A 13,393-nucleotide genomic window follows, 5' to 3' on the forward strand; every position below is an offset into this window, starting at 1 on the left:
TACCGCCCGCACCCCACCGCGCGCACCGAGGCGAATATTCCTGACGAAAGTCGGATGCCGGGGTGCGACGGCTACCGATACCCTGTCGTCATGACCGAACTGCGCCTGGTGGAACTGTCTGCCGCGACCATCGTCGCCGTCAACGCGCTGTCGCTGAAACCAGGGCAGGAGCAGTTCATCGCCCCGACCAGCTACGCCGTCGCCGGGGCCGTCATCAATCCCGCGACCGCCTGGCAGCGGGTCGTACTCGACGGCGACGAGGTCGTCGGATTCGTCAGCGCGAACTTCGATCCCGAGGCGGAGCAGGAACGGTTCCACTCGGTGCTGTGGCGGATCAACGTCGACGCCGACGACCAGGGTCGCGGCGTCGGCCGCTTCGCCGTGGAGAAGCTGATCGAAGAGGCTCGCGCCCGCGGCATGGACCGGGTCAACGTGATCTACGAAGCAGGCGAGGGCGGCCCCGAGGCGTTCTTCTCCCGCGTGGGCTTCGAGCCGGTCGACGAGACCGAGTACGGCGAGGTCGTCGCCGAGATCCGCCTGTAGCGATGTGGTGAGCGGATGCCGGGGCGCGCGCCCCGGCATCCGTCATCACACCAGCGACTCCCGCCAAGCGGCGTGGAGCTTGGCGAACTTGCCGGTGCCGGCGATCAGGACATCGGGCGCGTCGTCCTCGATGATCTCACCGTGCTCCATGACGAGCACGCGATCGGCGATCGCGACCGTCGACAGGCGGTGCGCGATGATGATCGCGGTCCGGTCGGCGAGCAGGGTCTGCAGCGCGTTCTGGATCTGCCGCTCGCTGGGGATGTCGAGCGACGCGGTCGCCTCGTCGAGGATCAGCACGGCCGGGTCGGCGAGGAAGGCGCGCGCGAAGGAGATCAGCTGGCGCTGTCCCGCCGACACGCGGCCGCCGCGCTTGTTGACGTCGGTGGCGTACCCGTCGGGCAGGCGCTCGATGAACCCGTCGGCACCGACCGCGCGCGCGGCCGCCTTGATCTCCTCGAGCGTCGCGTCGGGCTTGCCGAGCGCGATGTTGTCGGCGACCGTGCCGCTGAACAAGTAGGCCTCCTGCGTGACCATGACGATCGCGCGGCGAAGATCCTTCGGGTGCAGCGCCCGCAGGTCGACGCCGTCGAGCGTCACCTGTCCGCGCGTCGGGTCGTAGAACCGCGACACGAGCTTGGCGAGCGTCGACTTTCCGGCTCCCGTCGTGCCGACGAGCGCGATCGTCTGCCCCGCGGGGATGTCGAGCGAGAAGTGCGGCAGAATCGTGCGGTCGTCGGAGTACCCGAACACGACGTCGCGGAACTCGACGTGCCCCCGCGCCTCCCACAGGTCCACCGGCTTCGCGGGGTCGGGCACGGTGGGCTCTTCGTCCAGCACTCCCGACACCTTCTCGAGCGCTGCCGCGGCTGACTGGTACGAGTTGAGGAACATCGCGATCTCCTGCAGCGGCGAGAAGAAGTTCCGCACGTACAGCACCGCCGCCAGCAGCGTTCCGACCAGCAGCGACCCGTCGGCGACCCGGATGCCGCCCCACAGCAGCACCGCCGCCACGGCGAACGCCGAGACGGCCATCATGCCGGGCTCGAACGTGCCGAACAGACGCAGCGAGCGCATGTTCACATCGCGGTACTGCCCCGACAGATCGCCGAACTCCTCGTCGTTGCGCGGCTCCTTGCGGAACGCCTTGACGGCACGGATGCCGGTCATCGTCTCGACGAACTTCACTATGACCTTCGCCGAGACCACCCGCGACTCCCGGTACGCGCGCTGCGAGTTGCGGTAGAACCACCGCATCAGGAAGTACAGCGGCACGCCCGCAACGGCCAGCACGAGGCCGGAGCGCCAGTCGATCAGCAGCAGTGCGACGAGGGTGAAGGCGCCGTACAGGATGCCGGAGACCAGCTCGTTCAGGCCGCCGTCGAGGAGCTCCCGGATGGAATCCAGATCGCTCGTCTGCCGCGAGATGATGCGACCCGACGTGTACGACTCGTGGAACTCGAGGCTGAGCCGCTGCGTGTGCAGGAAGATGCGCTTGCGGAGGTCGAGCATGACCGCCTGCGTGAGGCGCGCCGCGACGACGGCGTACCAGCCGATGAGCGCGGCGCCGCCGATGCCGGCGACGAGGTAGACCGCGACGATCATGATCGTCGGCATCCAGTTCGCGTCGCTGACCACCTGCGGCAGCGCCGTGTTGATTCCGTACGCGATCAGCGCCGGCCCAGCCACGCGCAGCGCCGTCGAGATCACCAGCACGAGCGCGGCGAGCGCGAGCTGCCAGCGCAGCGGCGCGACGAGCGAGCCGAGCAGGCGCAGCGAACGGCGCCGGATCGACCGCGACTCCTCGCGGGTGTAGTCCGAGCGGTCTTCGCCGGTGGTCCCGGCGACCGTTGCGGTGCTCATCGATTGACCTCCGTGGCCTGCTGGCGGGCCTGTTCGAACTCGAGGCTGGAGATGACGTAGCGGTAGTGCTCGCTGGTGCGCAGCAGCTCGGCGTGGGTGCCCACGGCGGTCACGCGGCCGGCCTCAAGCAGCGCGACGCGGTCGGCGAGCATGACGGTCGAGGGGCGGTGCGCGATCACGAGCGTGGTCGTGTCGGCCATGACCTCCCGCAGCGCGTCCTCGACGAGCGCCTCGGTGTCGACGTCGAGCGCCGACAGCGGGTCGTCGAGCACGAGCACGGCGGGCCGAGCCGCGACGGCGCGCGCCAGCGCGAGACGCTGGCGCTGCCCGCCGGAGAGCGAGAGTCCCTCTTCACCGATGATCGTGTCGACCCCGTCGGGCAGGTCGTCGACGAACCCGGCCTGTGCCACGGCGAGCGCCTCGCGCAGCACCGCCTCGGCCTCGGGGCTGCCGAGCACGAGGTCCTCCCGGCCGAGCAGCACGTTCTCGCGGACGGACTGCGAGAACAGCGTCGAGTCCTCGAAGGCCATGCCGACGTGCGTGCGCAGCTCCCGGAGCGTCAGATCGCGCACGTCGACGCCGTCGATCGTGACCCGCCCGCCGGTGACGTCGTACAGCCGCCCCGGCAGCGTCGTCAGCGTGGTCTTGCCCGATCCGGTGAGTCCCACCAGGGCCATCGTCTCGCCGGGGATGAGGTCGAGGTCGATGCCGTCCAGCAGGTCGCGCTCGCTGTCCGCGGCATCCTGGTAACGGAAGTGGACGTTTTCGAAACGCAGCGCACCGCGGGGCGCGGTGATCGTGGCGGGCTCCGCGGGGTCGGTGATGGTGTTCTGCTCGTCGAACACCTCGAAGATGCGGTCGGTGGCCGTCCGCGCGTCGAGGAGGAATGAGAACAGGAAGCCGATCGATTCCATCGGCCAGCGCAGCACCGTCGCCATCGCGAAGAACGCGACGAGCTCGGCCAGCTGCAGCTGCCCCAGCTGCTGCAGCACGATGCCGACGCCCAAGCACAGCGCGAAGGCCATGTCGGGGAGCAGCACGAGCCAGAACCAGATCCAGCCGACCACGCGCGCCTTGTTCAGCTCGGTCTCGCGCAGCGTCTCGGCCTGCCGGGTGAACTTGTGCAGGGCGTGCGAGCCGCGACCGAAGGCCTTGAGCACGCGGATGCCGTGGACCGACTCCTCCACGCTGGTGGCGAGGTCGCCGGCCTGGTCCTGGCTCTGCCGCGCAAGCGTGCCGTACGTCTTCTCGAACCGGTAGCCGGCGTACCACAGCGGCGCGCAGACGATGAGGAACGTCACCCCGAGGGCCCAGTGCCAGCGGAACAGCAGTGCCATGCCGACGAGGATCGTCAGCATGTTCACCACCAGCAGCACGATGCCGAAGGCCATCCACCGCCGCAGCATGCTGATGTCCTGCATCATGCGGCTGAGGAGCTGCCCGGACTGCCAGCGGTCGTGGAAGGCGACCGGCAGACGCTGCAGCATCTTGTAGAAGCCGGTGCGCAGGTCGTATTCCACGGCGGTGGACGGCGCCAGCACGAACCAGCGGCGCAGCCACACCATCGCCGCCTCGAGCAGGCCCAGCACGAGAATGGCGACGGCGCCCCAGACGAGCTGGATCTGGTCGCCGGAGGCGATCGGTCCCTCGACGAGCACCTCGAGCACGAGGGGGATGGACAGCGCGAGCAGGCTCGCGACGAGCGCGCTCGCGGCGCCCATGACGAGACGTGGCAGCACCGGTTTGGCGAACGGGTAGAGCCGGGCCAGCGCCCGGGGGGTGGAGAGTCTCTCGGTGGAAGAGGTCATGATCCTTGCGAAGGGGTGGTGCGGATGCCGGGGTCACAGAGCCGGCGGAGGTGACAGAAGGCGCGCGGAGGCGCCGCAGGACGAAGCTGGCCCTGGCGGGGAGAACGCGACGAGCGGCGGGACGATTCCGCCGAAGGAGGACGCGAGCGCGTGTTATCCCCGCCGGCTCCCGGTGGCGCCGGCGACGGCCGGGGCACGGAAGGAAGCGGGCTTCGCGATGACGATGGCCGTGGACATGGCTTCCTCCAGGAGTCGATGAGCGGGGACCGCCGCGCCGGTGACGACACGACAGCCCTTCAGCCTAGACCTGGGAGATCGCTGGACGCAAGACGGACGAGCGCGGATTCACGCCGACGGACGCCCCAGGCCCGCACGCTCGGCGACGGCCTGCTGGGCCGCGACCGTCGATGTGGTGGTCGGATCGACCGGCGCAAAGGTGTCGACGACGGCGTCCGCCTCGGCTCCGAGGCGGTAGGCGGCCAGGCCTCCACCCTGGTCGCGCGCCATGCCGCTCGGCCACACATCGGCTTGTGCACCTGCCACGCCGACGCGCCACCCTTCCGGCTCCAGTCCTTCCCTCACGCGGCACAGGGCTTCGAAGGCATCGGCGGCGTGCGCGGCCACCGCACCGGTCGCGGCTGAGGCGAGCTCGACCGTCCACCCGTCGCGTTCGTACCGCCAGGAGATCACGGCCTCGGCGGCTATGCCGCCACGGTCGATGCGAATCGCCTGCGGACTCGCGATCACGGCGCCGTCACCTCCGTCGGATCGACGGCGGCACTCCACTGCGCGATGCCGGGCAGGAGCATCGGCCCCGGTCCGTTGCGCGCAGCCACGCCGGTCACGTCGCGGTCGGCGAGCGTCACCACCGGGTTCATCGCGAGCGGCCGTGCGACGGCGGCGCGGACGATCGTGGCTTCGATCTGGGCGAGCAGGTCGCGGGAGTCGTACACGTCCACCGTGTGGGCGTACTGCGCGATGAGGGTGTCGCGCTCGGCATCCGCCTGCAATGTGAGCGCCGTGGTGCTCGCGCTCCCCCACTGCTCGGCGATCTGCGCCGGGCTCCGCGGGATCGGAACACGGGCGAGGGCGGCGACCCAGCCTCCCTGTGCGAGGGCGGCGTCGATGTCGTCGGCGCCGCAGTCGGTCACCGTCCATCCTCCCTCGGCCGCGGCGTCGCGCAGCGCGGCGAACGCCCCGGCGGCGAACGGGCTTGCCCGGTCGTAGAGCACGCACACCGTCGCGCCCGCCGGCACACCGGCGGCCTCACGGTCCAGCGCGGCGTCGTCTGCCGGGGTGCCGATCGCGGCGGCGAACCCGGAGTCTTCCGCGACGACGTCGAACGCGCGGGAGCCCGGCATCGCCAGCATCGAGGTCGTCTTGGCGTATGCCGCCGCCCACGGTCCCGCGCCACGGTCAACCATGTCACCCACCGGCGCGAGGCGGAGGAACGCCGCGCGCGCCGCCGCATCGGTCAGCACGCCCGCGGGGCGCAACAGCAGGCTCCACACCGTGCCGTCGTGCGTCGTCGCCACCGTCGCATCGCGGCGCTCCAGCTGGCGGATCGGTGCGTCGTTGGCGGCCGTGGGCGCCACCTGCACGACGTCGAGACGAGCGCCCACCTCGGCCACCGCGTCGGCACCGGCCGGCACCAGATCGACGCGGGCGACCTGCGCCGCCGCACCGCCGCGATAGGCGGCGTTGGGCACGAGCGTCACGCTCTGCCCGGTCGCATCCCGGGTCACGTCGTCCACCCGGTACGGGCCGCTGGAGAGCAGCAGGTCGGCGGAGGGATCGTCGTCCTCGCCCCACGCGAAGCCCTCATCCCACGCCTCGCCGATCTTCGCGAGGGCGGCGGCGTCGTCGTCCTCGATCGCCCGGACCACCGCCTGCTTGGCCTCCATCGCGTCGTCGAGTCCGAACGCGAGGCGCCCGACGATGTGCGCCGGAACCTGCGCCGTCACGGCGGTCTGCCACAGCATCGTCGGCGCGGCGAAGCGCACCACGATCGCGCGGCCGAACTCGTCGAGTTCCGGCACGCCGGCCATCTCCGGCTCGAGGCTCGCCTGCGCACCGGCATCCGTCGCTTCGGCCTCCGCACCGGCATCCGCGTCATCGGCGGGCAGGATGCCGGCCGCCCAGGCCCAGCCGAGGAGGAGATCGGCGGCGTCCACCGGGGTGCCATCCGACCAGGACGGCTCGGCGAGGTCGTATCGGACGGTGAACGGATCGTCGCCGCTGATCGTCACTGCACCGAAGCTCGGGTCGGGGACGAACTCGCCGTCGACCATCGCGCCGAAGCCGGCACGCGTCGCCGCGGCGAGCTCGAGATTCGCCGGTGTCGGCGAGGCGAGCGGGTTGCTGGAGGTGACCTCGCCCGTGACACCCACGACGGCGTGCGTCCCGGGCACCACCGACTCCGGCAGCGCCGGAGCGCACGCGGCGAGCGTCACGGCGACCAGCGCGACCGCGGTGGCCGCGACGCGGCGACGGAGCCCCATCGTGCCGGTCAGCGGAGGTCGGTGTCGTCGTCGAGTTCAGCGGCCATCTGCCGGTACGGCTCGCTCTCCTCGCTCTCGAGCCAGGCGCGGGCGTACTCGACGAGGACCGCGGGCGACTCCTCGGCTTCCTGCGCGCTGCCGAACGGGCCGAGGCAGTCCTCGGAGGGGCGCACGTCGTCACGCACCACCGATTGGGTGCTGAGGTTGTACCAGTAGCTCTGCGAGGGGGTCATCGGCTGCGCGCTCCGTCCGTCGGAATGATCCTAATCGTCACCGGTGACGACGAAGGGTCGTGGGGCGATCCTGCGATCCCCCCACGACCCTGCGTCGTTGGTGCGGCTCAGCCGCCGGCGAGCTCCGCGTCCGTGTCACGGATGCGGTCCGCCATCCGGTCCAGAGCCTGCGCCATGTCGTTGACAGCCTCCGCGGCGTCATCGAGCGACGTCGTCAGCTCCGAGTACGCGGTCGAGAACGCCTCCGACGCGTTCTCCGTCTTGAAACCGTCCTGCACCAGGTCATCGATGATGCCCTGCAGCTCCTTCAGCGTGTCGGTCACAGTCTGGCGACCGTCGCGCAGACGCTGCGCCGCGCTCTCCATCTCGCTGTACGTTGCACCGAAATCGTGTGCCATGAACCCGCCTCCCAGCGTGTCGTCCTACGTCGTCCGGAGTCCGAACGACCCCGCCATCCCGAGGCTAACCAACGACCTCGCGAAATCCCATGGGCAGAACTACCCATCCGCTGCCGCGCGGCGGGCGCGAAGTCGCGCCATCGCCTCACGTGCCCGCGCCGTCTGCCGCAGCTTCTCGAGTACGTGCTCGAGCGCGTCCGAGCGATTCTCGAACTCACGAACCGTCGAAGAGATGCGACCTCCCCGCTCGTTGGCGAGGAAGACGGTCCACCCGCTTCCCTCGCGCTGCAGCACGACGGCCTCATTGCGCAGGACGCCGTGCCCTTCCAGCACCGGCTGGTCAAGGCCCTCCTCGCGCACGATCGTCATCAACGCGTCGGCATCCATCAAAAGACCTCCCGGATCATACCCATCACGTCCAGCAGCTCGACACTCGTGGGGAGCAGATCCTGCGTCGCCCCACCCGACGTCCCCCACTCCAGGATCGCGGCCGCTTCGCCTCGGAGGACCGTCGTCAAATCGGAGACGTCGAGGCTGTACTGCTCGAGGACCAGATCGACATCGCCTCGTGTCGCGTCATCGAGCGAATCGTAGACACTGCGCACGTCAGCGGGCGAGTGCAGCCATTCGTAGGCGTGATACGCGTTCGGGTTCTCGACGTAGGGCAGCGATCGACTGTCGTAGGAGAAGGGGCCATCGGCCGAGAGCGGCGAGACGAATCGTCCGCTCGGCTCTCCGTAGCGGTCGAACCTGTCGCCCGCCTGCGGGACATGTTCGGAGAAGATCGGCTTGCCGTCTGCGTCGAGCACGAAACCGTCCCCCGGCGCACGAGACCAATCGATGCGCCCATCCGGGGTGAGCGTCTCGGGCCGCGGAACGAGGGTCGCGTCGGGTAGTGCCGGCGCGTTCTTCGTCGCGTCGGGGGCGTCGAAGTGATCCTGATCCCTGACGCGCCGAATGACGGTGTCGAGATGGTCGTCGAGATGGTCTGCGACCTGGTGCAGCTTGTCCTTCGCGTGCGCCATGCCGTCGAGCACGGCCTGGCGTAGCTCACGGATGACGGGTTTGATGCTGCTCATCCGTGGCCGCCGACGTCGAGGGTCACGAGATCAGCATCCTTTCGAACCCCGCCCTCGTCAACATCCGCCACGGGAACACGCTTCACCATCACCCACGACCGCCTATGCAGCGGCATCGCCGCTACCGCCATACGTTCTCACTCGCTCATGTCGGGCGCCGCTCCCACTCATGCGGTGCGGCTCAGCCGCCGGCGAGCTCCGCGTCCGTGTCACGGATGCGGTCCGCCATCCGGCCATGAACCCGCCTCCCAGCGTGTCGCCCTACGTCGTCCGGAGTCCGAACGACCCCGCGCGATCGATGCTAGCGAACCGGTCCCGCGCCACCCATGGGGAGAACTACCCATGCGTCGCGGGGGTGCCGGCCGGCGCCGTGGCGCGCGCCGCCGCGCGCGTCGACGGCGCCTCGGCCTGCACGTCCTGCACGTCGGCAACGAACGGCATCTGCATCGTGACGGCCTTGCCGGCCTGCACGAAGATCCCGCGCCCGACCGGGAAGTCGCTCCGCTTGACCCGTCCGAACGGCGTCTTGAAGATCGCCTCGCCGTCGTACGTGTCGGGCTTGAGCACGATGCCCTGACGGGCCGACTTCCATTCACCGAGCACGCCGATGCTGCCGCTGGCGCGCGTGATCTCCGCCTCGCCGACGAGCAGATGCTCGCTGTCGTTCATCGCCTGCAGCAGCGCGCGCATCGGGCGGTCGGCGACGCCGTCGGCCAGGTGCGGCATGTCCTCGATGACGATCATGATGCGTCCGCCCGGAGACTCGCTGACCACGAGTTCGGCAAGCTCCGTCGCGAGGTCCCGCTCATCCTCGGGCCGGGTCGCGCTGCGCACCCACGGCCGGAAGTCCTTGAGCTCCGACCGACGGCTGCCGAAGTGGTACAGGCGCACGCCCGGATCGAACCGCTCCATCGCGACGACGAGCGCCTTCAGCGCGTTCGTGCGTCCCGACGCCGGCGGACCCGACACGACGAACGAGCCGATCGGCTCGAAGCCGCGGGCCGCGAGGGTGTCGTCGGCGACGCCGAACACCGGCATCCCCTCCACGCTCGCCGGCATCTCGTTCGCCGGGACCAGCGTCGGCAGCGCGCCGATCTCGGGCAGGTCGCGCACCCCCTGCTCGCGCAGCCGGGCACCGAGAGCGCCGAGCACCTTCGTCTGCTCGACGGCGTTGGAGGTCCCGCCGAGGACCGCGATCTGCGCCTCGTGACCGTCGATGACCGCCCGGCCGGGCACGGACTGCTCGTCGAGCACGTCGCGCGGCACGCCCAGCAGCATGTACTGCGAAGGGTCGCCCATGCGCAGCACCACCTTGCGCGAGACGTTGGCCGCGACGGCGCTCGGCACCGCGTTTCCGCGGTCGGCCGTGATGACGGTGTGCACGCCGAGCGTGCGCCCCTCCCCGAGGATGCGCATGAAGGTGCGATACGAGGGACCGCGACCGGGCGCGACCTCCCAGTCCTTCTTGAAGTCGGGGTAGTTGTCGATCAGCAGCAGGATGCGGGGCAGCGCGGCATCGGCGAGCTCACGGTACTCCTGGATCGAGGCGGCGCTGACCGCGGCGAACGCCGCCGCCCGACGGTCCATCTCACCGTCGAGCGTGCGCAGCAGGCGCTGGATGCGCTCCACATCGCCACCGTCGACGACTGAGCCGACGTGGGGTAGTGCGGCGAGCGCGCCGAGCGCGCCGGTGGCGAAGTCGAGGCAGTACACGTTGACGCGGCCGCGCTCGGGGCGCAGACCTGCGGCGGCGCCGATCGTCTTCAGGAGCGTGGACTTGCCCGAACCGCTCGTCCCGTAGATGACGAGCGAGCCGTCCCGGTCGGGGACGAACACCGCCGCCTCCTGCTGCTGCTTCTCCGGCACGTCCATGAGCGCGATCGGGATGCGGGTGTCGCCCTCGTTCGGCAGATCCTGCACGTCCACGAGGGGCGACAGGTCATCGAGCCAGGGGCGTCGCGGGCGCGGGAGGCCTGCGACCTCGCTCGCGCGCACGAGCGTCGACACGATGCGCTTCTGATCGGTGGGACCGAGGTCTTCGGCGTGCGCGTCCGACTCGGCGGGCCGGTCCGGCTCCCACTCGGGGGCGGCACCGAAACGCAGCTCGGCGACGCGCACCTCCGCGACGGCCGTGTCCTCGCTCGTCGTCCAGCCGCCGGTGTAGGCCGACTGGAAGGGCACGAGGCGCCCCGGACCCGTCTTGGCGATCGCACGCCCGGGGACGCTCGCGGGGAAGGTCGCCGCGATCGGGTCGTCGACGACGTCGCGGGAGTCGGCCTCATCGGCCATGCGCAGCGCGATGCGCAGATTGGTGTTGGCGCGCAGGTTGTCCTTGATGACGCCGGCGGGACGCTGCGTCGCCATGATGAGGTGGATGCCGAGGGAGCGGCCGCGCTGCGCGATGTCGACGACACCGTCGACGAATTCCGGCATCTCCGACGCGAGGGCGGCGAACTCGTCGATCACGAGCACGAGCGAGGGCGGGCACTCCGGGTCCTGGCGCTTCTCCAGCTCCAGCAGGTCCTTGGCCTTCTTGCGGTTGAGCAGATGCTCGCGGTGCTGCAGTTCGGCTCGGAGACTCGTCAGGGCTCGGCGCACGAGGTGCGGGTTGAGGTCGGTGACGAGGCCCACCGTGTGCGGCAGGTCGACGCAGTCCGCGAACGCGGAACCGCCCTTGTAGTCGACGAACAGGAAGGTGACCCGGTCGGGGCTGTGCGCGGCGGCCATGCCCAGCACCCACGCCTGCAGGAACTCGCTCTTGCCCGAGCCGGTGGTGCCGCCGACGAGCGCGTGGGGCCCCTGCGCGCGCAGGTCGAGCACCATGGCGTCGCTCACGCCCTGACCGGTGATGGCGCGCAGCCCGCCCGCCTTCTTCAGACGCGGGCGCGGTGCCGTGGAGCGGTCGACGATCGTGTTGTTCTGGCGCCACCGTTCGATCACGACGGCGGGGTCCTCCGCGATCGCCGGGTCGATCAGCTGCAGCAGGTTCACCGAGCCCGGGATGTCGGACGCGTCGTGGACGACGGTGCTCGCGTCCACGACCGGCGCCAGGCGCCGGGCGAACATCTGCATGTACGCGTGGGAGACACCCTCGACCTTCACATGATCGTAGGCGGCGCCGCTGCGGACGAGGCCGACGCGTGCATCGTCGAGGTCGGTGGTGAGCTCGATGTAGCTGCGGCACACCGCGGGGAGGGACTCCACGGCGTGGGAGACGAAGACCGCGTGCACGCCGTGGTCGGCCCCGCGCTCGAGCACATCGGTGAGGCGCCCGCGGTCGACCGGGGCGTCGCCCGTGATGAACACGATGACCGAGACGGGGGGCGTGCGGCCGCGGTCCTCCGCTGCGCGGGCGACGTCGGTGCCGTACTGCAGCGGGTTCCACTCGTCCTTGAACGGGCCACGCGGCTCGCCGCTGCCACCGGCCGCGGCGCGCTGCACGTAGTCCTCGAGGGAGTTCAGCAGCGCGGCGCCGGTGGGAGCCGAGTCGGCCAGCGGCATGGTCTGGAAGGGGCTGCGCTCACTGGTGGTGTGCGGCAGCCACTTGAGCCAGTCCAGTTCGCTGGTCCACGTGGAATCGGCGAACGCGACGGCGACGACGTCGTTGGGGGCGTGCAGCCCGAACAGCTGCACGGCAACGCCGCGCATGGCGTCGGCCACGAGGGCGCGCGGCCCGGCGATGCCGATCGAACCGGCGGCCGGCAGCGTCTCGAACACCGGCACGTCGTCGACGAACGCATACCGCTCGCGGAGTCGATCGACGCGGTCGATGAACTCCGGCAGCCCGTCCGGGGCCTCGGCGTCGTCGATCGCGTTGCGCGCCGGCAGGCGGCAGGTTCCCAATCGCAGACCGAGGAAGTTCCAGTGCTCGGGGCGCCGGGTCCACAGCATCGGGCCGAGGCGCATGGCCTGGTCGAAGACCTCGGCCACGGGTGGCGCCTCGGCGTTTCGTGCCCGCTCTTCCTCGGGCTTGCCGTGGAAGAAGTCCTCCTCGAGCTGTTCAAACTGCCGCTCGAACAGCAGGAACTCGTGATTCTGGCTCTTCTTGCTCTGGACCGACTGGTTGACGAGGTTGAACAGCGCCATCATCGGTGTCATCACGATGAGCAGCAGCGACCGAGGATTGCCGTTGAGCGCGAACAGCGCCGCTCCCATGAGGATCGGGGCGATGAGGATCGGCCAGGGGAAGACCTTGCCGATCTTCTCGGTGGGCAGTCGCGGCGGCTTGAACTTCGTGCCGGGATAGCGCACCTCGACACGGGGGCTGCGGTTGAACAGCAGTCCGCCACCGCGCTCGATGATCGGGTCCCCCTCGCCCGAGCCGTCCCATGCCCGGGTCAGGTAGAGGGCGAGCGTGGTTCCGCCGATCACGAACGGCGTGCCGTCCTCGATGCGCACGCGCTGCATCTGCACGCCGTCCACGAGCACGCCGTTGGCGGAGTTGAGGTCGACGACCTCGACGTACGCGCCGACCTCGAGCCGGGCGTGGCGCTTGGAGACCATCGGGTCGGCCAGCACGATGTCGTTACCCTCGTCGCGCCCGAGCGAGACGGGGCCCGCCGACAGCGGGAACTCCTGCCCGGCGAGCGGCCCCGCCGTCGCGCGCAACACGCCGACGACCTCGCGTCGGTCGGCGGCGACGTACCCGGCGCCCACTTCGACGATGGATGCCGCGAACCCCGAGCCGATGGGCGCCTCGCCGATCGCGACGTCAGGGTGCAACGGCACCATGCGCGCGTCGGTCGGCGGCGCGACCGCGAGAGTCAGCGCGCTGCCCTCCGCGAAGGCGAGGGTGCGCGTCGGGTCGGACTCGGCGATGTGGCGCGCCACGTCTCCGGCCGTCGCGGTGGAGTCGGTCGTGACGACGATGTCGACCGGATCGCCCTCACCGCGATGCAGGGTCAGCTTCAGTCTCACGAGACTCCTCCGATGCACTCGTCGGTCATGTCGGCGTCGGTCATGTCGGCG

Annotated in this window: 10 protein-coding genes; 1 reads left to right on the plus strand and 9 read right to left on the minus strand. The window is 70.4% G+C overall.

Translation table 11 applies throughout. The annotated features are described in order from the left end of the window. The first annotated feature begins 90 nt into the window (after positions 1 to 90). The gene (locus JOD60_RS15580) at positions 91 to 543 is read left to right on the plus strand and encodes a GNAT family N-acetyltransferase (RefSeq protein WP_076691518.1); all 453 of its coding nucleotides are present in this window, start codon (positions 91 to 93) and stop codon (positions 541 to 543) included. A gap of 45 nt (positions 544 to 588) precedes the next feature. Here the strand turns inward: JOD60_RS15580 and JOD60_RS15585 are convergent, their stop codons facing one another. The 9 genes from JOD60_RS15585 to JOD60_RS15625 all read right to left on the minus strand — a co-directional run bounded on the left by JOD60_RS15585 (position 589) and on the right by JOD60_RS15625 (position 13,342). After that, a complete protein-coding gene (locus tag JOD60_RS15585; protein WP_076691519.1) occupies positions 589 to 2,406 on the minus strand; it encodes an ABC transporter ATP-binding protein in 1,818 nt (605 codons plus the stop codon). Next, positions 2,403 to 4,214 (minus strand): ABC transporter ATP-binding protein, encoded by a 1,812-nt coding sequence (locus tag JOD60_RS15590; protein ID WP_076691520.1) that lies wholly within the window; start codon positions 4,212 to 4,214, stop codon positions 2,403 to 2,405. Before JOD60_RS15590 ends, JOD60_RS15585 begins: the two co-directional genes overlap by 4 nt. 345 nt (positions 4,215 to 4,559) lie before the next feature. Beyond that, positions 4,560 to 4,961 (minus strand): hypothetical protein, encoded by a 402-nt coding sequence (locus JOD60_RS15595; protein ID WP_076691521.1) that lies wholly within the window; start codon positions 4,959 to 4,961, stop codon positions 4,560 to 4,562. Then, positions 4,958 to 6,715 (minus strand): ABC transporter substrate-binding protein, encoded by a 1,758-nt coding sequence (locus JOD60_RS15600; RefSeq protein WP_076691522.1) that lies wholly within the window; start codon positions 6,713 to 6,715, stop codon positions 4,958 to 4,960. The genes JOD60_RS15595 and JOD60_RS15600 overlap by 4 nt, the downstream gene beginning before the upstream one ends. Before the next feature lie 8 nt (positions 6,716 to 6,723). Further along, a complete protein-coding gene (locus tag JOD60_RS15605; RefSeq protein WP_076691523.1) occupies positions 6,724 to 6,948 on the minus strand; it encodes a hypothetical protein in 225 nt (74 codons plus the stop codon). A 107-nt stretch (positions 6,949 to 7,055) separates the two neighbouring features. Next, positions 7,056 to 7,346 (minus strand): WXG100 family type VII secretion target, encoded by a 291-nt coding sequence (locus JOD60_RS15610; protein WP_232321638.1) that lies wholly within the window; start codon positions 7,344 to 7,346, stop codon positions 7,056 to 7,058. A 99-nt stretch (positions 7,347 to 7,445) separates the two neighbouring features. Then, positions 7,446 to 7,733, minus strand: a complete 288-nt coding sequence (locus JOD60_RS15615) for a hypothetical protein (RefSeq protein ID WP_076691524.1) — start codon at positions 7,731 to 7,733, stop codon at positions 7,446 to 7,448. Further along, entirely contained in the window at positions 7,733 to 8,425 is a 693-nt protein-coding gene (locus JOD60_RS15620; protein ID WP_076691525.1) for a glycohydrolase toxin TNT-related protein, read from the minus strand. Before JOD60_RS15620 ends, JOD60_RS15615 begins: the two co-directional genes overlap by 1 nt. A gap of 336 nt (positions 8,426 to 8,761) precedes the next feature. Then, positions 8,762 to 13,342, minus strand: coding sequence for a type VII secretion EssC family protein (locus JOD60_RS15625; protein WP_076691526.1), 4,581 nt, complete (start codon positions 13,340 to 13,342; stop codon positions 8,762 to 8,764). Between the last annotated feature and the right edge of the window lie 51 nt (positions 13,343 to 13,393).

It is taken from the genome of Microbacterium aurum (assembly GCF_016907815.1).
Classification (GTDB): domain Bacteria; phylum Actinomycetota; class Actinomycetes; order Actinomycetales; family Microbacteriaceae; genus Microbacterium; species Microbacterium aurum.

Excerpts from the sequence above, each read along its gene's own strand:
- JOD60_RS15580 (WP_076691518.1), top strand. The coding sequence starts at position 91 with ATGACCGAACTGCGCCTGGTGGAACTGTCTGCCGCGACCATCGTCGCC.
- JOD60_RS15585 (WP_076691519.1), bottom strand. The coding sequence starts at position 2,406 with ATGAGCACCGCAACGGTCGCCGGGACCACCGGCGAAGACCGCTCGGAC.
- JOD60_RS15590 (WP_076691520.1), bottom strand. The coding sequence starts at position 4,214 with ATGACCTCTTCCACCGAGAGACTCTCCACCCCCCGGGCGCTGGCCCGG.
- JOD60_RS15600 (WP_076691522.1), bottom strand. The coding sequence starts at position 6,715 with ATGGGGCTCCGTCGCCGCGTCGCGGCCACCGCGGTCGCGCTGGTCGCC.
- JOD60_RS15605 (WP_076691523.1), bottom strand. The coding sequence starts at position 6,948 with ATGACCCCCTCGCAGAGCTACTGGTACAACCTCAGCACCCAATCGGTG.
- JOD60_RS15610 (WP_232321638.1), bottom strand. The coding sequence starts at position 7,346 with ATGGCACACGATTTCGGTGCAACGTACAGCGAGATGGAGAGCGCGGCG.
- JOD60_RS15615 (WP_076691524.1), bottom strand. The coding sequence starts at position 7,733 with ATGGATGCCGACGCGTTGATGACGATCGTGCGCGAGGAGGGCCTTGAC.
- JOD60_RS15620 (WP_076691525.1), bottom strand. The coding sequence starts at position 8,425 with ATGAGCAGCATCAAACCCGTCATCCGTGAGCTACGCCAGGCCGTGCTC.